Source organism: Streptomyces sp. NPDC028991, from assembly GCF_055564775.1.
Window position 1 is genome coordinate 17,727 of the sequence record NZ_JBVHVP010000018.1, and the last position, 19,873, is coordinate 37,599.

Consider the following 19,873-nt stretch of genomic DNA (forward strand, 5'->3'; position numbering starts at 1 on the left):
CGCAGCTGCCGCGAGCAAGCCGCCTGACCGGTCGTCATCGTACTTGTGTTTCACGCGAGTTGAGAGGTCCTCGGGGCAGCCGGCGAGGCTCCTCAGGAGAGCTGGAGGAGCCCTCGCAGAAGGTCCCGGCTCTCGTCCGGCCCCGGGCTGTCCTGCTGCAGTTCCTTCAGCGCCGTCTCGTACTGGGTGACGTCCTCGTGCTTGTCGAGGTACAGCGCGCTGGTGAGCTGCTCCAGGTAGACGACGTCCGACAGGTCGGACTCGGGGAAGCCGAGGATCGTGAACGCGCCACTCTCGCCGGAGTGCCCGCCGAAGCCGAACGGCATCACCTGAAGCCGCACATTGGGGCGTTCGGACATCTCGATCAGGTGCTGGAGCTGCCCGCGCATCACCTCGCGGTCGCCGTACGGGCGGCGCAGCGCCGCCTCGTCCAGGACGATGTGGAACTCGGGGGCGCTCTCGGCGACGAGGTGCTTCTGCCGCTCCAGGCGCAGTGCCACCCGCCGCTCGACGTCCGCCTCGCCGGCGCCCTTCATGCCGCGCCGGACGACCGCGCGGGCGTACTCCTCGGTCTGCAGCAGGCCGTGCACGAACTGCACCTCGTAGACCCGGATCTGCGAGGCGGCGCCCTCCAGGCCCACATAGGTGGGGAACCAGCTGGGCAGCACGTCGGAGTAACTGTGCCACCACCCGGCGACGTTGGCCTCCTTGGCCAGGGAGAGCAGGGAGGTGCGCTCCTGCTCGTCCGTGATGCCGTACAGCGTCAGCAGGTCCTCGACGTCCCTGGTCTTGAAGCTCACCCGGCCCAGCTCCATCCGGCTGATCTTCGATTCCGAGGCGCGGATCGAGTAGCCCGCCGCCTCTCGCGTGATCCCCCGCGTCTCACGCAGTCGCCTGAGTTGTGATCCGAGCAGCATGCGCCGCACCACCGATCCGGGCTCTCCCGCGCTCACGTTCGCCAGCCTCCCCAACCGTCTTCAGGGGTCGAAGTCTGCCACTAAAACACTCCGAGCAGTACTCGTCCGGTTACGGAAACGGAATCGAGCCAAAGGAAACGCTCGGGATCATGCGCACAACGGCCAGGGAGTGTCCGCCGTGCGAGATGAAGAGGAGGCGAAAGGGACGGAAAAATTGACCAACAAGCGGTACGGGCAGGTCTATTTCGGTCACGTGCACGTGCATCTGCCCTTGCATCTGCGGTACGCATCCGAAACCATGGTCCCGCACCACCGCGCCGCATCGCTACGACCGCGAATTCCCGGGAGTGCCTCGCATGGGGACGAATGGATCGACCATGCTCGAGCCGTTACGGCAGGGCCTTCCGCCACTCGACCCCGCCGCCGTGTCCAACGCCGCCTCCTGCGCCCTGCCGCCGAGGTACGAAGCGGTGCGCGAAGCCCGGCGATTCACCCGCAGAACGCTCGACGGCTGGGACACGGGCGAGCGTTTCGACGATGTCTGCCTGGTGGTCTCGGAACTCGTCACCAACGCCCTGCGGCACGCGCTGCCGGCCGACACCCCGCGCCACGGGGAGCAGATCGGCCCGGTCCGGCTGCACCTGATGCGCTGGACCGAGCGGCTGGTGTGCGCGGTCCGCGACCCCAGTCACGACAGCCCGGTCGCCCGCGAGGCGGACGACTTCTCGGCGGAGTCGGGCCGGGGCCTGTTCCTCGTCGACTCGTTCAGCGACAGCTGGGGCTGGCATCCGCTCGCCGGGACACTCAACGGCAAGGTGGTCTGGGCGCTCTTCCGGCTCCACAAGCCCGACGGGAGCGCGGAGCGGACCTTCGAGTGACGACCACTCCGTGACACTTTCTCGCGTCGCGGTTCTACGCGTGTCAGCTCGCGGTCGGCTCCGGGTAGCTCGTGATCAGCTCGCGATCAAGTGGTCGAACTCGCCGTCCTTGACGCCGAGCAGCATGGCCTCGATCTCGGCGCGTGTGTAGACGAGCGCGGGGCCGTCGGGAAAGCGGGAGTTGCGCACCGCCACCGCGCCGTCGGGCAGCCGCGCGAACTCCACGCAGGAGCCCTGCGAATTGCTGTGCCGACTCTTCTGCCAGGCCACATCGTGCAACTGCGCGGCGGCCATGCCGTTGTACACGCCGGTCGCGGCGTCAGCGGCGTACACGTCGTACACGTCGTGGTCCACAGGTCGCTCCCCGGTGGTGCACTTGGCTGATGAGGCCATTGATGCAGTGGTCAACTGATCCGGATCATAACCCTTGTTCACGTGCAGATGCATGAGCAAATGCACGTGCACGCGCGGTGTTCCTGCGGTTACAGCTTTGACGGCGGCTTTACCGGAGCCTTGTTCTCTTTGACGCCCGGTCCCTGCGAGTCGTTCCCGCATGTGCCCCCGTATTCGAAGAACATGCAACAAGATGCAACAAAACCGGGGGCCCGCTCCCGTGAGCGAGCCCCCGGTGCGACGGGGTTCCACGCAGTCAGCGTTGGCCGTACGGCAGCAGTGCCATCTCTCGCGCGTTCTTGATCGCCCTGGCCAGCTGCCGCTGCTGCTGGGAGGTCACGCGGGTGACACGGCGGCTGCGGATCTTCCCCCGGTCGGAGATGAACCTCCGCAACAGGTCGGTGTCCTTGTAGTCGATGTACGTCACTCCGGCCTGGTCCAGTGGATTGGGCCGCTTCCCGGCGGGCTTGCGGTCGCTCTTGCGGGGCATGGTCAGACCTCCAGGAGGGTGTCGAAGGCGGGCGGCAGCCGCTCCCAGGCGGCCTGGCCCGCGGCGTACTCGGCGTCGGTCAGCAGGCAGGACTCCAGGAGCCGCTCCAGGCCGTCGCGGTCGAGGCCGGGGGACGTGAAGACCAGGTGCTGGCAGCGGTCACCGTGCTCGGGGTGCCAGTCCATCGCGGCGGCGGCGCGGCGCACCGGCGGAACCAGCTCCCACGCGGCGTCGGGCAGTGACGCGAGCCAGGGCCCCGCGCTCTCCACGCACAGGGCCCCGCCCGCGGCGTCCCAGTGCAGCAGGGTGTCCGCCTTGCCGGCGAGCCAGAACCGGCCCCGGCTGCGGGCGGCGGCGCAGGTCAGGTCCTCGAGCGCCGCGTACAGCCGCTCCGGGTGGAAGGGGCGGCGGCGGTGCCAGACGAGGGTGGCGACGCCGTGCGCGTCGGCCTCGGCGGGCAGCAGGGCGCAGGCCGGGTGCTGGGCGAAGGCCGCGGCCTCCACGTCGAACCCGGCGAGGGCGGCCCGTGCCAGCTCCGAGGCCGCGGGGGAGGGCGAGGACGAGGACACCGGCAGGGGCGAGGGCGCGAGTGAGGACGCCGGAGGGGGCGCGGGTGGTGCGCCCGCCGGGTCGCCGTGGCCGATCGGGACCCGGCGGGCTGTCGGATGGAGCTGGGCCAGCAGCTCGCGGTCCTCGTCGTCGGCCTCCTGGGAGCCGGGGAGGGAGTCGGCGAGGGCGAGGACGGGGGCGTACTCCAGCTGCCGCGCGAAGGTGTCCGCGACGGTGCGCTGGTCGGTGGCGGCGGCGGCGAGGCCGCCCTCGGCGAGGTCGTCGCCGTTGCCGAGGTACGGCAGCACCAGCGCCGGGTCGACGGCGGTGATCACGCCGGTGACGGTGAAGCCACCGGCCGTCACCACCTCCGCCATCGCCTTGGGCTCGACGGAGTCCCACAGCTCGACGACCGCCAGCGGGGTGCCTCCGGCGTCCGCGAGCCGCTCCAGCTCGGGGACGAGGTCCTCGCGCAGCGCGCAGCAGGCGCAGTCGTTGACCAGGGGCGCCTCACCGGCGGACAAGATGCCGGTGGCGTCCCGGACGGTGCGTACGACCGTGCCCGCGGTGGCCGTGGCCAGGTCGTGGTGGAGAACGACGCTGCCGGGCACGTCGGCCAGCAGCCGGGCCACGGCCGCCCTGCGCGCGTCGGCGTGCAGCCCGCCGACGATCACCACCGGGAGGCCCGGACGGTCGGGGAAGCCCGGACGGTCGGGGCGGTCCGGACGGCCGGGGCGGTCCGGCCCGCTCATGCCCCGTCCCGCTTCCCGTACCGCCGCTCGAAGCGCTCCACGCGGCCGGCCGTGTCCAGGACGCGGGCGGTGCCGGTGCAGAAGGGGTGGCTGACGTTCGAGATCTCGACGTCGACGACCGGGTAGGTGTGGCCGTCCTCCCACTCGATCGTCCGCTCGCTGGTCATGGTCGAGCGGGTGAGGAAGGCGTAGTCCGCGGCGCGGTCGCGGAAGACGACCGGGCGGTACTCGGGGTGGATGCCCTTGCGCATGCCGGGATCAGCGCTCCTCTCGGAAGTCGACGTGGCGGCCGGCGACCGGGTCGTACTTGCGCAGGGTCAGCCGGTCCGGGTCGTTGCGGCGGTTCTTGCGGGTGACGTAGGTGAAGCCGGTCCCGGCGGTGGACCGGAGTTTGATGACCGGGCGGAGTTCGTTGCGTGCCATGCTGCTACCTTACTGAAAATGAATTCCATTAGCAGCTAAGACCGTCCGGTCTGAAGGAGAGGTACGTCACCGTGTCCGCCCACTGCATGCTGACCGGCACCGCGCCCGGCTTCGGCAACCGCATCTCCCACTCCCATCGGCGGACCTCCCGCCGCTTCGACCCCAACATCCAGACCAAGCGCTACTGGCTGCCGAGCGAGAGCCGGCACGTACGGCTGCGGCTGAGCACGAAGGCGATCAGAACGATCGACGCGATCGGCGTCGAGGCGGCCGTGGCGCGCATCCGCGCCCGAGGAGTGAAGGTCTGATGGCGAAGAAGAGCAAGATCGCGAAGAACGAACAGCGGCAGGAGGTCGTCGCGCGGTACGCCGCACGCCGGGCCGAGTTGAAGGAGATCGTCCGCCGGCCGTCCTCGACGGAGGCCGAACGGCTCGCCGCCCAGCGGGAGCTGCGCCGGCAGCCCCGCGACGCGAGCCCCACCCGGGTGCGCAACCGCGACCAGATCGACGGCCGCCCGCGCGGTTACTTCCGCGTCTTCGGGCTGTCCCGGGTGAACCTGCGTGAGCAGGCACACGCCGGGCACCTGCCGGGAGTTCGCAAGTCGTCCTGGTAGGGCGTCCGCGCAGGGCGTCCTGGCAGGACGTCCTGGTAGCTTGCGGCTGTCCTGAGGCCGACCCGGCCGTCCGGCTACAGCTTGGAGCTTCCGGTGACATTCGTGACTGCGGAGAGTACGGCGAGCACGGCGAACGCGACGAGAACGGCGAGTACGGCGAGTACGGCGGCGAACACGGCGCGCACGGCGGCGAGCACGGCGACCACGGCGGCGAGCACGGCGAACGGGACGAGTACGGCCGCAGGTGTCCGCGAACGGCACGGGCGGGCGACTCGTCGGTCCGTGCGGGCCGCCGCCGTGGCCGTCGGGCTGGCGGGCGCGCTGGCGCTGACCGCCTGCACCGACGGCGGTGACTCCGACGACGGCTCGGGCGGGGGCTCCGGCGGTAGCCCGGGCGGGGGCGACAAGTCCTCGGCCGCGCCCAGCTCGTCCGCGAGCGCGGACACGGGTGACGGCAGCGGCGGGTCGCCGTCCGCGGCCGCGGGGGAACTGGAGGGCAGCTGGCTGGCCACCACCGACGGCCAGGCCGTCGCACTGATGGTCACCGGCGACAAGGCCGCCCTCTTCGCCACGGGCGGGACCGTGTGCAGTGGCGCCGTCGGCGACGACTCCGGCACCCGCACGATCCGCCTGAAGTGCACCGACGGCAGCGACGACCGGGCGACGGGCACCGTCGAGTCGGTCGGCGGGACATCACTCAAGGTGGCGTGGCAGGGCGGCCTCGGCGAGGAGACGTACACCAAGTCGGAGGGTGGATCACTGCCGCCCGGACTGCCGACCGCCGGCCTCGGCTCCTGAACGGAGCACGTGCGCCTGTAGCGGAGCACGGCCGGCCGCAGCGGAGCACGGGCGCCTGTAGCGGAGCACGGGCGCCCGTCAACGGAGCGTGGCCGCCCCGCGACGGGGTGCCGGCACCCGCCGCCCGGGGACGTCTACGGCAGTGGCCGTCGGCGGTCGACCCGGGCACGGTCGGCCGCGCGGGTCCCCTCCGTCCAGCCCGCCGCGTCGCCGGCGCCGCGCAGGCGGCTCGTCGTCGTCTCCGGGAACATGCGCTCCAGCCGGTCCGTGACCGCGACCTCGCGGGAGGCGAGCACCGGCAGGAGGTCGACGCCCGTCGTCGTACCGGACTCGGTGGTGGCCGCTTCCGCCGCCGCCCGGAGCCGGGTGCCCGCGCGGTGGGCGTAGGCGGCGAGGAACGACTGCCGGAAGGTCTTGGTCCGTTTGCGCCCGCCGGCCCGCTGCGCGGCCTCCGCCTTCGTCATCGCGGCCTCGGCCTGCACCAGGAGCGAGGTGTAGAGCAGCTCGACCGCCTCCAGGTCGGCCTCGAAGCCGACGACGGTCGAGAAGCCGAGGGGCTCGTTCCACACCGCCCGGCAGTGGTTCGCGTCGGCCACCGCGTCCAGCAGCACCGCCTTGGCCTGCTCGTACGGCGGCTCCACCCCGATCCGGCAGGCGCCCGGGGAGTCGGGCGAGGGGGCGTGGGCCGACAGCAGCGCCTCGTCGACGCTGTGCCGGGCCATCAGCTCCTGCGCCTTGGCGCTCAGCGCCTCCGCCTCCTCCGGATACCCGGTCGCCTCCGCCTTGGCGAGCAGCGCGCGGATGCGGGCGAGGGCGCGGGACTCCGGCCGGTTCTCCCGGCGGGACTCCGCGCCCGACACCCCCGACACCCCCGACGTCCCCGGCTGCCCCGGCTGCCCCGGCTGCCCCGGCTCCAGGGGTTCCAGCGTGGGCAGGCGCAGCAACAGGCGGTACAGCTCGAGTACGGCGGTGGCGCGCGAGAAGCGGTCGGCGCGGGACGGCGCCTGGTCCGGCACGTCGTCGAGCTGCGCGGCCCAGCGGGGGCCGCGCGGCCGGTCGTGCGGCGCCTGGGCCCGGATCAGCGCCGCCACCAGCCGTACGTGGATCTCGTCCAGCTCGCGCCGCACGATCCGTACGAGGTCGGCGGGCTGCCAGCCGCGCCGCCAGGCCGTCGCGACGAACTCCTCGCCGCGCCGGGCGAGTTCCACGTCCGCCGCCGGGTCGGCCGCGAGCAGCGAGGCGGCGGTGTCGAGGGCGTCGTCTGCGGCGTCGTACAGGGCGGTCTCGAAGGCACGGTCGACGGTGCGGGGCGTACTCACCCGGCGATGGTGCCACGCTCCTCCCGTCCGTCTCACTCCGCGGAATTCGGCCGGAGCCGCGCCGCCGGGGCCGGCGGCGCGGTTGGTGGTGGCACCGCCGAAGTAGCCGTCGGCCCCGCCCTCATCTGACTGTCAACCGTCGGTTGACAGTCAGATGGAGGCAACCTACGGTTGACACATGACGACGAATCCGAGCATCACGTCATCCGTACGTCTCGACGAACTCATCACCGCGATCAAGAAAGTGCACGCGGAGCCGCTCGAGCAGCTCCAGGACGCCGTCATCGCCGGCGAGCACCTCGGCGAGGTGGCCGACCACCTCATCGGCCACTTCGTGGACCAGGCCCGGCGTTCGGGCGCGTCCTGGACGGACATCGGCAAGAGTATGGGCGTCACCCGGCAGGCGGCGCAGAAGCGCTTCGTGCCCAAGGAGTCGGCCGACCTGGACGCGAGCCAGGGCTTCAGCCGGTACACGCCCCGCGCGCGCAACGTCGTGATGGCCGCCCACAACGCGGCCAAGACCGCCGGCAACGACGAAGGCCTGCCCGAGCACCTCGTCCTCGGCCTGCTCACCGAACGAGAGAGCCTCTCCGCCAAGGCGATCGCCGCGCAGGGCGTGACCCTCGACGCGGTGCGTGCGGCGGCGACCGCGGCGCTCCCGCCCGCCGCCGCCGAGGTTCCCGAGCTGGTGCCCTACGGTCCCGCGGCCAAGAAGGTCCTGGAACTCACCTTCCGCGAGGCCCTGCGCCTCGGCCACAACTACATCGGCACCGAGCACCTCCTGCTCGCCCTGCTGGAGCACGAGCACGGTGCGGGCGTACTCAGCGGGCTCGGCCTCGGCAAGGAGGCCACCGAGCGGTACGTCACCGAGGTGCTGGCCGAGTTCCTGAAGGTGACCGAGGAGCAGGAGTCCGAGCGGGGGGAGGAGTGAAGGGGTAGCGGAGCAACGCCCCGGTCGTCGGCGGGGACGAAGTGGCGGAGCAACGCCCCGGTCGTCGGCGGGAGCCGTTGTCAGACCCTCCTGCGACACTCGCGTCATGGCCGAACGGTGGGCACTCGCCGTGGCCGAGGACGGCGGCGTGGAGCTCGCTCCCCTCGGTCCCGACGGGCTGCCCGCCGGACCGGTGCGACGGGAGGCCGGCCTCGCCGAGGCCGTGCGGGGCAGGCCGGGCGTCGCGCGCTGGGTGTGGCGGTCCACCGCCGAGATCGCTCCGCACCTGCTCGCCGCGGGGGTGCGAGTGGAGCGGTGCTACGACGTGGAGGCCGCCGAAACCCTCCTGCTCGGCCACGAAGGGCGGTACGGGGAGCCGCGCTCGGCCGCGGCGGCCCTGGCCCGGCTGCGCGGCGACCCCGTACCGCCCGATCCGCCGCAGCGCTCCGCCGAGCCCGGCGCCCAGTCCCCGCTCTTCGAGCCCCAGGCCGTCCGCCTGCCCCTGGACGACCTGCTCACCGTCTACGCCGAGCAGCAGCGGCGCCACGACGGATCCGCGCACCCCGACCGGATGCGGCTGCTGACGGCGGCTGAGTCGGCGGGGACGCTGGTCGCCGCCGAGATGAACCGCGCCGGCCTGCCCTGGCGGACCGACGTGCACCGCCGGGTACTGCACGACCTGCTCGGCGAGCGCTATTCGGGCGGCGGCGAGCCGCGCCGCCTGGCCGAGCTGGCCGAGGAGGTGTCCGCGGCGTTCGGACGCCGGGTACGGCCCGATCTGCCCGGGACGTGGTCAAGGCGTTCGCCCAGGCCGGGATCAAGGTCGGCTCCACCCGCCGATGGGAGATCGAGTCGATCGACCACCCGGCCGTGAAGCCGCTGATCGAGTACAAGAAGCTCTACCGGGTCTGGGTCGCCCACGGCTGGTCCTGGCTGCAGGACTGGGTGCGCGACGGACGGTTCCGCCCCGAGTTCCTGGCCGGCGGCACCGTCACCGGACGCTGGGTGACCAACGGCGGGGGCGGGCTGCAGATCCCCAAGGTGATCCGGCGGGCCGTCGTCGCCGACCCGGGCTGGCGGCTGGTCGTCGCCGACGCCGACCAGATGGAGCCGCGCGTGCTGGCGGCGATCTCCCGTGACCCCGGGCTGATGGAGGTGGCCGGCCGGGAGACCGACCTCTACCAGTCGGTGTCCGACCGCGCCTTCTCCGGCGACCGCGCCCAGGCCAAACTCGCCGTGCTCGGCGCGGTCTACGGCCAGACGTCCGGTGACGGCCTGAAGAACCTGGCCGCGCTCAGGCGCCGCTTCCCGCAGGCCGTGGCGTATGTCGACGACGCGGCCCGCGCGGGTGAGGAGGGGCGGCTCGTACGGACCTGGCTGGGGCGCACCTGCCCGCCGGCGGCCGGGGCGGCCGACGGTGCCGAGGAGGCGGGCCTGCCGCAGGACGACCCCTCCGGCACGCCGGACCGGACGCAGGAGTGGGTGCCCGGCTACGCCTCCACCAACGCCCGCGCACGGGGCCGCTTCGCCCGGAACTTCGTCGTCCAGGGCAGCGCCGCCGACTGGACCCTGCTGCTGCTCGCCGCGCTGCGGCAGGCCTGTGCGGACAAGGCTGCGGAGCTGGTCTTCTTCCAGCACGACGAGGTGATCGTGCACTGTCCCGAGGAGGAGGCGGACGCCGTCGTCGCGGCGATCCGGGAAGCGGCGGAGCTCGCGGGACGGCTGACGTTCGGCCGCACGCCGGTGCGTTTCCCGTTCACGACGGCGGTGGTGGAGTGCTATGCGGACGCCAAGTGACCGGCGGGGGGGCGGGCATGAGCCACGTGATCAGTCGGTGGTGGGGGCGCCGTCGGCCAGCAGCTCCCGCAACTCCCCCGCCACCGCCCTCGCATCCGTCCCCTCCAGCGCCGCCAGCGCCGCTCGCCACTGCTCGTACGCCTCCTGTTCGCGCCCCCGCTCCCACAGCAGCAGCCCCTGCTGGTGCCGGGCGAGACCGCCGGTGTAGCGGTCGGCGCGGGCGTCGGCGCGGCGCAGCAGCTCCGCGCACTCGTCCGCCGCCCGTTCGATACGCCCCATCAGGCGCAGGGCGCGGACGAGGCCGAGCCGGGTCTGGGACTCGCCGTGCCAGTCACCGTGTCCGCCCAGGATGCGCATGCTCTCCTCGAAGTGCTCCACGGCGGAGGCCGGTTCGCCGAGGGTGAGGTGGGCGTAGCCCATGTTGCAGTGCGCCGAGTGCTGCACGATCACGTTGCCGATCTCGTCGCCGATGGCGAGCGAACGCCGGTGCTGTTCGATCGCCGCCCGTGGGTCCGTGTGCTCGTAGAGGTTGCCGAGATGGCTGTGGGTGATCGCCTCGCCCCACGGGTCGTTGAGCCGCTGCGAGTACGCGAGACTCTGCCGCAGCGCCTCGGCCGACTCGTCGTGACGACCGAGGTTTTCGAGTAGCAGGCCTCGGTTGTTGAGGCAACGGCGGATCCGGGTGACCGTGCCGAGCCGACGCCAGACCGCCAGCGAACGGTCGTTGAGCGCGAGCGCGTCGCCGAGCCGGCCGGTCAGGAAGTGCAGGCCCGCCAGGTCGCCCAGGGCGTAGGCCTCGGCGGCCTCGTCACCGTGGCGCCGCGCGAGGTCGAGGGCCGCCCGGCCCAGCACCTCCATCTCGCCCACCCGGCCGCTGCGCTGGGCGTAGGGGAAGAGGAGACGGACGAGGACGGCGAGATGACGCGTCCCGCCATCGCCGCTTCCACCGGTGCCTCCCCCGTGGCTCTCGACGAGGGCGACGAGGTTCTCCGACTCCAGGTCGCCCCAGGCGAAGGCGTCCTCGGGGCGGTCGAAGGGCGGGATCGAGGCGACCTCCGCCGCGTGCTCGGGAGGCTGGGCGGCGGTGGGACGGCGGCGGTCGTCCTGGTCGATGCCGGGCTCGACGATCGCGGTGAGCACGCGCTCGGCGACGGCGGCGTACCAGCGCAGGGTGATCACGGTGACGTCGTCCGTACCGGTGTCGTCGCGCGCGATCTCCCGGGCGAACTCGCGCACCAGGTCGTGGGGGACGTAGCGGCCGTACGCGGTCTCCTCCAGCAGGGCCACGTCGACGAGGCGGTCGAGTGCGGCCCCGGCGCGGGCCTCGTCGGCGCCGGTGAGACGGGCGAGCAGCGGCGCACCGTACGCGGGCAGGTCGAGGGCGCCGATGCGGCGCAGCGCGAGGGCCGCGTCCCGGTCGGCCTCGCGGTCGGAGGCGGCGAGCGCGTCGTGGGCGACGGCGAGGGAACGGCGCACGCTCAGGTCGTCGTACTCCAGATGGTTCAGCCGCCCTTCGGTGGCGGCCAGCTGACCGGCGAGCACGTCGGGGGTGAGGGCGCGCCGGGCGGCCAGGCGGGCGGCGACGACACGCAGGGCCAGGGGAAGGCGGCCGGTGAGCTCGACGAGCGGGTGGCCGGCGTCCGGTCCGGACCGGGTGTCGCGCCCGGACGCCACCCGGAGCAGCGCCGCGCTCTCCGCCCCGGACAGCGGCGCGAGCGGGAAGCGGTGGGCGCCGTCGAGTGCGGTGAGCGGCGACCGGCTGGTGACGATCACCGCGCAGCCGGGGCCGGCCGGCAGCAGTGGACGTACCTGTGCGGCGCTCTCGGCGTCGTCCAGGAGCATGAGCGTGCGCGTCGGCGCGAGCAGCGAGCGCAGCAACGCGGCTGCGGCGTCGGGCCGTTCGGGGATGAGCCGGGGGTCGGTGCCGAGGTCACGGAGCAGTGCGGTGAGCGCCTGCTCCGGGGCCAGCGGGGACATTCCGGGGGTGGCGCCGTGCAGGTTGAGGTAGAGATGCCCGTCGAGGAAACGTTCCTTCATGCCATGGGAGACATGGAGCGCGAGGGCGGTCTTGCCGACGCCGGCCATGCCGCTGACGACGGCGACACGAGGGTGTGAACCGGGGGCGAGGGCGCGGACCAGGGCGCCGCGTACGGCGTCGCGGCCGGTGAAGTGCGGAGGCGCGGCCGGTAGTTGCGCAGGCCGCGGAGGGGAGGCCGAGGCCGCCTGCTCCGGGACCGCGCGGACGGAGGGCGGGTCGGTGCGGGGGACGTCGGCGCGGGGGACGTCAGCGCGGGGGACGTCAGCGCAGGAGACGTCAGCGCGGGGTGCATCGGCCCGGGGCGCGGTTTCGGGGGGAGCGGACGCGCTGGGAGCCGCCTCGCTGGAAGCCGCCTCACGGTGAGCCGCCTCACGGGAAGCGGGCGTCGCGTTCCGTGAAGCGGTGCCATACGGCGCGGCGTCCTGCGGCACGGCGCCAGGCGCGGGCCCCTTCGGCGCGGTGTCCCGCGGCGCGGCGTCCATCGGCCCGTCCTCACGGGCGACCGCGCCCCGCGGGGCCGCGCCACGCAGGCCGGCGGGCCCCCGCAGTATCTCCACGTGCGCCGCCCGCACGGCGGGGCCCGGCTCGATGCCGAGCTCCTCGGTGAGGCGGGCGCGCAGATCGCGGTGGACGGCCAGCGCCTCCGCCCGCCGCCCGGTGCGGTGCAGGGCGAGCATCAGCTGGCGGTGGTACGTCTCCCGCAGCGGATGCTCGGCGGCGAGCGCCGACAGCTCCGGCACGAGGCTCTCCAGACGCGGTCCGCCAAGGGCCAGTTCGGCGTCGTAGCACCACTCGGTGAGCAGGAGCCGCGTCTCCCGGAGCCGCCGGGCGAACGCGTACCCGCCCACCTCGGCCGGCAGTCCGGCGAGCGGCGCGCCCCGCCACAGCGCGAGCGCCGCCGAGCCCGCACGCACGACCCGTGCCCAGTCACCGTCGGCGTGCGCGACCCGCGCCTCACCGGCGGCGGCCTCGAAGACGTGGACGTCCACCTCTCCCTCCTCGACCCGCAGGAGGTATCCGGACGGTACGGTGCGCAGCCGGCCGGGTTCGTCGATCAGCCGTCGCAACCGGGTCACATGGTTGTGCAGCGAGGCCCGCGCGGATGCCGGCGGGGCGGCGCCCCAGAGCGCGTCCTGGAGCGACTCGACGGACACGGTCCGCCCCGCCTCCAACAGGAGCGCGGCGAGCAGGGCCCGGGCCTTGGGACTGGCGACGGGGATGGGGGCGGGGACGGGGCCAGGGATGGAACCGGGGCCGGGACCGAGGATGGAACCGGAACCGGAACCGGGGCCGGAACCGGGGCCGGGGCAGCCGGAGACAGGAGCGAGGCCCGGAGCGGTGACAGAACCGGCACCGGTCGCCGGGGCGGCGGCAGCCGGGTCGTACAGGACCGGTGGTCCCAGCAGTCCGAACCGCAGGCGGTACCGCTTCACGCCGCCCTGCCACCTTCCTCACAGCGGTTCTCCGCCACGGCCGCGTCCGTCACGGCGCCCTCTCCTCAACGGAGAACCGTTGGCCACATGTTAGCGATCCGTTGGCAAGGTCTGATGTGATCACATCATCGGATCTGGCCCGGGGGTGCGCGCGTAGATCGCGTTGCTCGGGGGAGTGTCGCCGCCGCGGCCGGGTCCGGGGACGTATGAGGGCCCCGTTCGTCAGAGGTGAACGACCGGGGCTCTCGTCCTGCTCAGATGACGGGTGGCCGTCCCAGCCGGGTGAGCCGCCCCACCGTGCGCCAGCGCATCGGCCGCCGCTCCCCCGCGGGCTTGCGCAGGCCCTCCGTGAACCCGCCGAACCAGGCCCGCAGTCCACCGAGCGACCGGTTGCGCGCCAGTGTGAGCAGCACCCAGACGCCGAGGTGTACGGGGATCAGCGGCAGCGGCAGCCGGCGGCGGGCGAGCCAGACGCGGTTGCGGGCGTTGACCCGGAAGTAGACGGCGTGCCGCGCGGGCGAGGTCCTCGGGTGCTGGAGCAGCAGCTCGGGCGCGTAGAGGATGCGCCATCCGGCGTCGGCCGCGCGCCAGGCCAGGTCGGTCTCCTCGTGCGCGAAGAAGAACTCGGCGGGCCAGTCGCCGATCTCGTCGAGCATCGCCGACCGCAGCGCGTGCCCGCCACCGAGGAATCCGGTGACGTACCCACCCCGCATGGGGTGACGGGCGCCGACCCGGGGGACGTGCCGCTGCTGCGTCTCGCCGTTCTCGTCGGCGATGCGGAAGCCGACGATGCCGAGCCGGTCGTCGGCGGCGAACAGCTCCCCCACCCGGCGCAGCACATCGGCGTCCACGAGGAGCCCGTCGTCGTCCAGCTCCACGACCACGTCGGTGTCTCCGAACTCCCGCAACCGCGCGAGCGCCACGTTCCGCCCGCCGGGACAGCCCAGGTTCTCGTCGACCTCGACCGGCGTGACCTCACCGGGCAGGGACAACCGTGCGGCGAACTCGGGCAGCGGACAGCCGTTGCCGACGATCACGATCCGCGCGGGTGCGACGTCCTGCTTGGCCACGGACTCCAGCAGGGCGTCGACCTCGGCGGGCCGGTTGCCCATGGTCACCACGGCGACGGCGATCCTCGGTGCGCCCGTGTGCTCGCCCATGTCCTCACCTCGTCCCCGGCCGACAGCGTGTGCGCGATGCTAGCCGTTCACGACCGGGATTCCGGGCGTACGCCCGCCAGTGGCCCCGAGGTTCGCCGCACTGGCCGCACCGGCCGCACCGGCCGCACGGCCGTGGTCACGGTTCACTTCCACGTGCCATGGGTAGGCGGTCGCCAGGCGCTCGAGGCGGTCGCCAGGCGCTCGACAACCAGCTCGACAACCAGGGGGCCGAACCCGGGGCAGCCGCGGGACGGACGGGCCGAGAAGCACCGTGCGGCAACCGGTGGCGGACGCGGCGCGTGTTCAGTCAAGACACTGTGCACCATCGGATGGCGGCGCTGCCGTACGAGCGGGTTCGTCCTGACGAGGGGGAGAAGGAAATGCTGGAGCAGGCGTTCACGGCGCTGGCCGCGGCAGGCGGAACCGCGGTGGTGCAGGCGGCCGGGACGGATGTGTGGACCGGCCTTCGGCAGGCGATGGCACGCTGGTTCGGCCGCGGAGACGAGCAGCGCGAGCGGGCGGAGCTGGAGCGCTTGGACCAGACCGCAGGCGAGCTGACCACCGCAGGCGAGCTGACCACCGCAGAGGCGGGCGTGGTGGAGCGTGTGCGCATCGGTCAGGAAGCGGCTTGGCGTACCCGTATCGAGAGCTTGCTGGAAGGTCTCGACGACACGGAACGAGCCCAGGCCGCTGAGGACCTGCAAGCCCTGCTGTCCCAGCACACCCAGCACACCTCCCGGGACGCCGTGTCGGCGGGCGAAGGCGGACTGGCGGTCGGCGGCAACGTGGACATCCGTGCCGAGGGCGGCTCGGTCGCGGGCGCGATCATCCATGGAGGCGTGCACGTCGGCCCCCCTCAGGTGCCGGATCCGTACCAGGGCTGAACGGACCGGCCGCCCGAGGCCCACTACCGCCTGCCGCGGACACCAGTACGCCGGACAGTCTCACGGTCCACGCCACCGCCCCCGGCAGCGTGGCGATCGGCCGCACCGATCAGTTCGTGTACCAGGCCGCGCCGCCCGCCCCCGAGTACCTGCGGGACCCCCGGCAGTGGCCCGTCGCCCGGGAATGGAACGCGCTCCTGGCAGGTGTGCACCGGGCCCGGCCCGGTGATGACGGCGACGCGCTGCCCCCGTACGTGGACCGGGACTTCGACACGGTGCTGCGCGACCGGCTGGCCACCGCCGGACGGGACGGCGGACTGGTCCTGGTGACGGGCGACTCCACGGCGGGAAAGACCCGCACCGCCTTCGAGGCCCTGCGGGCCACCCTGCCGGACCATCGCGTCGTCCAGCCCGCGAGCGGCACCGACATGCCGGCCGTGGCCCGCGCGGACAGCCCGTGCGTCATATGGCTGGACGACCTGGAGCAGTACTTGGGGCCCGACGGCCTGACCCTCGGCATGCTGGACCAGCTCAGCCGGACGGCCACACCCGTGCTGGCGACCATGCGCATCAAGCAGTTCGACATGTTCATGCCACGTGCCGGGGCTCCGCGCGACGATGCCGAGGGCCCGCGGCTCCAGATGGTCGCGATCGGCGCCCGGGTCCTCAACGCCGCCGACGGGGTGTGCGCCGAGCGGGTGTGGAGCGCACCGGAGCTGGCCCGCGCCCGGGCCTGCGACGACAGCCGCATCGCCGACGCGGTGGCGCACCACGGCCCGTACGGCGTCGCCGAGTACCTCGCCGCGGGACCAGCCCTGCTGGACGAGTGGCAGCGGGCGTGGCGCCCCAAAGGCAACCCGCGCGGGGCCGCCCTCGTCGCGGCCGCCGTCGGCCTGGCGCACGCCGGGCTGCGCGGCCCCTATCCGCGCCCTCTCCTGGTCAAGCTGCACGGGCGGTACCTCGAGGAGGCCGGTGGCCGGAAGCTGCGTCCCGAGGCACTCGACGCCGCTTTCGCCTGGGCCGCCGAGCTGCGTCACGGGGCCACGAGTCTGCTGTTCCCGGCGGACGAGGACGGGACGGCCGACCACTGGGACGTGTTCGACTACCTCGTGGACCACACCGACAAGGCCGTCCCGGCGGAGGTCTGGGACGAGGCCCTCGGCCACGCGCGGAAACCCGTGGACCGCTTCGCCGTGGGAGTCGCCGCGCTCGGTGCGGGGCTCTCCCACGTGGTGGATGCGGCATGGCGGCCGCTGAGCGACGACTACCCGGAGGTCGCCTGCTGGCTCGGCAGACGGCTGGACCTGGAGGAACGCCCGCAGGAGGCCGAGGAGTTGTTTCGCTCGGCCCTCGCCGCCGGGTCGCCCACCGCCGCCGCCGAGCTCGGGCTGTTCCTGGCCCGCACGGGGCGCTCACCGGAGGCGGAGGCGCTGCTGCGGTCGGCCGCCGATCACGACGACGACCGCGCGATGGTCCTGCTCGGCGAACTCCTGCGCCAGACGGACCGGGAGACGGAGGCCGAGGAGTGGTACCGCCGGGCGGCCGACGCGGGCAGCCTGTGGGCGGTGACGGCACTCGGCATGCTCATGGCCGACCACGGGCGCGCGGAGGAGGCCGAGAGCCTGCTGAGGCGGGCCGCCGAGGCGGAACACCCCGGCGCCGTCGCGGCGCTGGGCCTGCTGATGGCCCGGATGTCGCGCGAGGACGAGGTCCGGCAGGAGGTGCTCGGCATCCCGCTGCCCAGGCCCAGTTTCGCGCGCACGCGGCTCTTCCTCGGGCTGAAGCACGCACAGGGAGGTGCCGGGACCAGGGCCGAGCTGGAGTACTCCCGCGTCGCGGTCGCGAGCCGCATCGAAGCCGCCGGGGGCCTCGGCGGCGACACCCTCCTCGTGGCCGCGTCCGATCCGGACGACGACTACACGTTCTGGAGGGCCGCGCGAGGCGACGTGTATGCCGCGATGCAGTTGGCCGGGGCGGGCCCGAGTGCGGAGCGGTTGCCCGTCCTCGAGAACGAGCTGCACCGGCGCATCATCGACGCGGGCAGGTCGGGCGACAACGAGACCGCCGCCTCACTCGCCCGACCCGCCGCCGACGAGGGCGACTCCACCGCCAGGTCCTTCCTGATCACGGCGCTCGCTCAACTGGGCCGCGAGGAGGAGGCCCTCCCCCACGCACGCGCGGCAGTGGAGGCCGGCGAGGACGACATGGTGCCGCGGCTGGCGCTGCTGCTGAGCCTGACGGGACGGGAGGAAGAAGCGGAACGCCACCTCCACCGGGTCGGTGAAGAACAGGCGACGCACGCGTACCGGGACGCCGGCTACTTCCGGCTCATGGCTCTGGCCGCGAGCCGGAGGGTGAGCGGAGACCCGTCCGAGATGCCGGGTCTCTGTGATCTGAGCGAGTCTGAATGCCGCGACCGGGTTGAGGGCTACTACCGGTTCGCGGCCCGACTCGGCCATACGAACGCGGCAGCCGACCTGGCCGACCTGCTCGACGAGGCCGGCCGGAGCGCGGAAGCGGTGGCCTACCACCGCCAGGCCGCCGACGGCGGTCATCTGGAGGCCGCCGCCAGGACCGGCATGCTGCTGGAGGCCGCGGGAGAGCGGGAAGCGGCGGAACGGTACTACCGCCGCGCCGCCGACCGGGACCACGCGGGGGCCGCCGCCCGGCTGCGCCGGCTGCTGCTCAGGACGGGCCGGTGGCGTGAGGCATGGCACCACCACCGCCGCGCGTCCGCCGTCGCCCGGCGCCGGGGCCTCCTGGTGGCGGGGCGCTTCCAGAAGGCCATGTGGTGCCTGGTGGCGCTGGTGCTGGTGGGGGCCCTCGCCTGGATCCCGTTCCTCTATGCGGCGATCCGGCGCGGGAGGCGCTCGGACTGGTGGACGTTCGGCGTGTTCCTGTCGATCGGCATCGTGGAGGTGGCGGGGGCGGAGCTCGCCGGCGACACTCTCCGGAACGCGGATCTCGGCTGGCTCCTCCTGACGTTCACCGGCATAGCGATGGTGAAGATCTGGTACACCTTCGACGCCCCGGACAACTCCCCGGGCAGCCGCTGACCGAGATGGAGAGGCACCGGGCGACCGACCTCCCCGAGCAGCACAAAACCCCAGGTCGCGTACTACGTGACCTGGGGTTTCTCGGAGCCGCCTTCGGGATTCGAACCCGAGACCTACGCATTACGAGACCAGGTCGGCCAGGGCGCTGAGCGGCTGCAAGCGTGCCCCCTGACGAGGCCGGACGGGAACGCTGGGGTGCTTGTCCGACCTCGATGAAACCACCCTCGGCGGCAGCGAGTGGAGGCGTACCCGCGATCGGCAGGCACACCACGGTGGCCGGCTCGGTCCGGAGCGGATCCCGATGTGTCCCATGGGGAGAGATGTCCGTGGTCCTGGCGCGTATGGCCCCCGCGTGTACCCGGCCGCTGCGGTTCAGCGGCGAGATTCCGGCCACGACCAGGGGGCCGACGGCGGGAACGTATCGGCAACGATCCGACACGTCATTCCCGGGCCGCCTTCCACCAGGCGGTGTTCTCCCGGTACCAGGCCACCGTGGCGGCCAGGCCCTCGTCGAAGGAGCGCCGGGGCTCGTAGCCCAGTTCGTCACGGATCTTGGACCAGTCGACGGAGTAGCGGGCGTCGTGGCCCTTGCGGTCCTCGGCGTGGACGACACTGTCCCAGTCCCGGCCGCAGGCGTCCAGGAGTCGCTCGGTGAGCTGCTTGTTGGTGAGTTCGGTGCCGCCGCCGATGTTGTAGACCTCGCCCGGGCGGCCGCCCTCGAGGACGAGCCGGAGCGCACGGCAGTGGTCCTCGACGTGCAGCCAGTCGCGGACCTGTCCGCCGTCTCCGTACAGCGGTACCCGGCGCCCGTCGAGAAGGCTGGTGATGAAGAGCGGGATGATCTTCTCGGGGTACTGGTAGGGCCCGTAGTTGTTCGAGCAGCGGGTGACACGGACGTCAAGGCCGTGCGTGCGGTGGTAGGCCAGGGCGAGGAGGTCGGATCCCGACTTGGCCGCGGAGTAGGGGGAGTTGGGGGCGAGGGGCTGGTCCTCGGTCCAGGAGCCGACGGCGATCGAGCCGTAGACCTCGTCTGTGGAGACGTGGACGAAGGTGCCGAGGCCCGTGCGGACGGCGGCTTCCAGCAGGACCTGGGTGCCCAGCATGTTGGTCGAGGCGAAGTCGCCGCCGTCGGCGATCGAGCGGTCGACGTGGGATTCGGCGGCCAGGTGGACCACCGCGTCGTGCTCGGCCATCAGGCCGGCCACGCGTTCGGCGTCGAGGATGTCCCCGCGGACGAAGCGCAGCCGGGAGTCGTCGGCCACGGGCGCGAGGTTGGCGGGGTTGCCCGCGTAGGTCAGCGCGTCCAGGACGGTGACCGCCTCGGTCGTGGGGTCGGACAGCAGCGATCGTACGAAGTGGGAGCCGATGAAGCCGGCCCCTCCGGTGACAAGGGTTCTCATGGCGGGTGTCGCGGTCTCTCGTGTCGTGGGTGTCCCGAAAAG

At 73.0% G+C, this 19,873-nt stretch carries 18 protein-coding genes and 1 pseudogene; 8 read left to right on the forward strand and 11 right to left on the reverse strand.

What is annotated here, in order from left to right; all coding sequences use genetic code 11:
- Positions 1–92: 92 nt before the first annotated feature.
- Positions 93–917 carry a helix-turn-helix domain-containing protein gene (locus ACZ4V1_RS27820; protein WP_468341358.1) on the reverse strand — a complete coding sequence of 275 codons (825 nt, stop codon included), beginning with the start codon at positions 915–917 and terminating at the stop codon, positions 93–95.
- Between the two features lie 377 nt (positions 918–1,294).
- Here ACZ4V1_RS27820 and ACZ4V1_RS27825 point away from each other — a divergent pair, with 377 nt between their 5' ends.
- Positions 1,295–1,795, forward strand: coding sequence for an ATP-binding protein (locus ACZ4V1_RS27825; protein ID WP_468341097.1), 501 nt, complete (start codon positions 1,295–1,297; stop codon positions 1,793–1,795).
- A 75-nt stretch (positions 1,796–1,870) separates the two neighbouring features.
- Here the strand turns inward: ACZ4V1_RS27825 and ACZ4V1_RS27830 are convergent, their stop codons facing one another.
- The 5 genes from ACZ4V1_RS27830 to rpmG all read right to left on the reverse strand — a co-directional run bounded on the left by ACZ4V1_RS27830 (position 1,871) and on the right by rpmG (position 4,402).
- The gene (locus ACZ4V1_RS27830) at positions 1,871–2,149 is read right to left on the reverse strand and encodes a DUF397 domain-containing protein (protein ID WP_468341100.1); all 279 of its coding nucleotides are present in this window, start codon (positions 2,147–2,149) and stop codon (positions 1,871–1,873) included.
- A gap of 295 nt (positions 2,150–2,444) precedes the next feature.
- Complete coding sequence (gene rpsR, locus ACZ4V1_RS27835) at positions 2,445–2,684, reverse strand: 30S ribosomal protein S18 (RefSeq protein ID WP_468341361.1); 240 nt, start codon at positions 2,682–2,684, stop codon at positions 2,445–2,447.
- On the reverse strand, positions 2,681–3,979 hold the full coding sequence (locus ACZ4V1_RS27840; RefSeq protein ID WP_468341103.1) for a CobW family GTP-binding protein: 1,299 nt from the start codon (positions 3,977–3,979) through the stop codon (positions 2,681–2,683). Before ACZ4V1_RS27840 ends, rpsR begins: the two co-directional genes overlap by 4 nt.
- Positions 3,976–4,230: a type B 50S ribosomal protein L31 gene (locus ACZ4V1_RS27845; RefSeq protein WP_468341105.1), complete on the reverse strand. Its 255-nt coding sequence runs from the start codon at positions 4,228–4,230 to the stop codon at positions 3,976–3,978. Before ACZ4V1_RS27845 ends, ACZ4V1_RS27840 begins: the two co-directional genes overlap by 4 nt.
- Before the next feature lie 7 nt (positions 4,231–4,237).
- The gene (rpmG, locus tag ACZ4V1_RS27850; RefSeq protein WP_044382365.1) at positions 4,238–4,402 is read right to left on the reverse strand and encodes a 50S ribosomal protein L33; all 165 of its coding nucleotides are present in this window, start codon (positions 4,400–4,402) and stop codon (positions 4,238–4,240) included.
- A gap of 71 nt (positions 4,403–4,473) precedes the next feature.
- On the opposite strand from rpmG, the gene rpmB reads away from it, so the two are divergent.
- Complete coding sequence (gene rpmB / locus ACZ4V1_RS27855) at positions 4,474–4,710, forward strand: 50S ribosomal protein L28 (RefSeq protein WP_468341109.1); 237 nt, start codon at positions 4,474–4,476, stop codon at positions 4,708–4,710.
- Positions 4,710–5,015, forward strand: coding sequence for a 30S ribosomal protein S14 (gene rpsN / locus ACZ4V1_RS27860; protein WP_468341112.1), 306 nt, complete (start codon positions 4,710–4,712; stop codon positions 5,013–5,015). The genes rpmB and rpsN overlap by 1 nt, the downstream gene beginning before the upstream one ends.
- A gap of 74 nt (positions 5,016–5,089) precedes the next feature.
- On the opposite strand, the gene ACZ4V1_RS27865 is transcribed toward rpsN, so the two are convergent.
- Positions 5,090–5,233 carry a hypothetical protein gene (locus tag ACZ4V1_RS27865; protein WP_468341115.1) on the reverse strand — a complete coding sequence of 48 codons (144 nt, stop codon included), beginning with the start codon at positions 5,231–5,233 and terminating at the stop codon, positions 5,090–5,092.
- 64 nt (positions 5,234–5,297) lie between these two features.
- Here ACZ4V1_RS27865 and ACZ4V1_RS27870 point away from each other — a divergent pair, with 64 nt between their 5' ends.
- Positions 5,298–5,813: a hypothetical protein gene (locus ACZ4V1_RS27870; RefSeq protein ID WP_468341117.1), complete on the forward strand. Its 516-nt coding sequence runs from the start codon at positions 5,298–5,300 to the stop codon at positions 5,811–5,813.
- 134 nt (positions 5,814–5,947) lie between these two features.
- On the opposite strand, the gene ACZ4V1_RS27875 is transcribed toward ACZ4V1_RS27870, so the two are convergent.
- A complete protein-coding gene (locus tag ACZ4V1_RS27875) occupies positions 5,948–7,132 on the reverse strand; it encodes a DUF2786 domain-containing protein (RefSeq protein ID WP_468341120.1) in 1,185 nt (394 codons plus the stop codon).
- Positions 7,133–7,310: 178 nt separating this feature from the next.
- Here ACZ4V1_RS27875 and ACZ4V1_RS27880 point away from each other — a divergent pair, with 178 nt between their 5' ends.
- The gene (locus ACZ4V1_RS27880) at positions 7,311–8,063 is read left to right on the forward strand and encodes a Clp protease N-terminal domain-containing protein (protein ID WP_468341123.1); all 753 of its coding nucleotides are present in this window, start codon (positions 7,311–7,313) and stop codon (positions 8,061–8,063) included.
- A gap of 106 nt (positions 8,064–8,169) precedes the next feature.
- A pseudogene (locus ACZ4V1_RS27885) lies at positions 8,170–9,860 on the forward strand (bifunctional 3'-5' exonuclease/DNA polymerase).
- Between the two features lie 30 nt (positions 9,861–9,890).
- Here ACZ4V1_RS27885 and ACZ4V1_RS27890 read toward each other — a convergent pair.
- The gene (locus ACZ4V1_RS27890; protein WP_468341126.1) at positions 9,891–13,331 is read right to left on the reverse strand and encodes an AfsR/SARP family transcriptional regulator; all 3,441 of its coding nucleotides are present in this window, start codon (positions 13,329–13,331) and stop codon (positions 9,891–9,893) included.
- 254 nt (positions 13,332–13,585) lie between these two features.
- Positions 13,586–14,491, reverse strand: coding sequence for a glycosyltransferase family 2 protein (locus ACZ4V1_RS27895; protein ID WP_468341129.1), 906 nt, complete (start codon positions 14,489–14,491; stop codon positions 13,586–13,588).
- Between the two features lie 329 nt (positions 14,492–14,820).
- On the opposite strand from ACZ4V1_RS27895, the gene ACZ4V1_RS27900 reads away from it, so the two are divergent.
- Positions 14,821–15,375, forward strand: a complete 555-nt coding sequence (locus ACZ4V1_RS27900; RefSeq protein WP_468341132.1) for a hypothetical protein — start codon at positions 14,821–14,823, stop codon at positions 15,373–15,375.
- Between the two features lie 89 nt (positions 15,376–15,464).
- On the forward strand, positions 15,465–18,431 hold the full coding sequence (locus tag ACZ4V1_RS27905) for a tetratricopeptide repeat protein (protein ID WP_468341134.1): 2,967 nt from the start codon (positions 15,465–15,467) through the stop codon (positions 18,429–18,431).
- 440 nt (positions 18,432–18,871) lie between these two features.
- Here ACZ4V1_RS27905 and rfbB read toward each other — a convergent pair whose 3' ends face one another.
- Positions 18,872–19,831, reverse strand: coding sequence for a dTDP-glucose 4,6-dehydratase (rfbB, locus tag ACZ4V1_RS27910; protein ID WP_468341137.1), 960 nt, complete (start codon positions 19,829–19,831; stop codon positions 18,872–18,874).
- Positions 19,832–19,873: the final 42 nt, after the last annotated feature.

Coding starts and splice junctions, on each gene's coding strand:
- rfbB (WP_468341137.1), bottom strand. CDS start 19,831: ATGAGAACCCTTGTCACCGGAGGGGCCGGCTTCATCGGCTCCCACTTC.
- ACZ4V1_RS27840 (WP_468341103.1), bottom strand. CDS start 3,979: ATGAGCGGGCCGGACCGCCCCGGCCGTCCGGACCGCCCCGACCGTCCG.
- ACZ4V1_RS27880 (WP_468341123.1), top strand. CDS start 7,311: ATGACGACGAATCCGAGCATCACGTCATCCGTACGTCTCGACGAACTC.
- rpmG (WP_044382365.1), bottom strand. CDS start 4,402: ATGGCACGCAACGAACTCCGCCCGGTCATCAAACTCCGGTCCACCGCC.
- ACZ4V1_RS27845 (WP_468341105.1), bottom strand. CDS start 4,230: ATGCGCAAGGGCATCCACCCCGAGTACCGCCCGGTCGTCTTCCGCGAC.
- rpsN (WP_468341112.1), top strand. CDS start 4,710: ATGGCGAAGAAGAGCAAGATCGCGAAGAACGAACAGCGGCAGGAGGTC.
- ACZ4V1_RS27820 (WP_468341358.1), bottom strand. CDS start 917: ATGCTGCTCGGATCACAACTCAGGCGACTGCGTGAGACGCGGGGGATC.
- ACZ4V1_RS27825 (WP_468341097.1), top strand. CDS start 1,295: ATGCTCGAGCCGTTACGGCAGGGCCTTCCGCCACTCGACCCCGCCGCC.
- ACZ4V1_RS27900 (WP_468341132.1), top strand. CDS start 14,821: ATGGCGGCGCTGCCGTACGAGCGGGTTCGTCCTGACGAGGGGGAGAAG.
- ACZ4V1_RS27895 (WP_468341129.1), bottom strand. CDS start 14,491: ATGGGCGAGCACACGGGCGCACCGAGGATCGCCGTCGCCGTGGTGACC.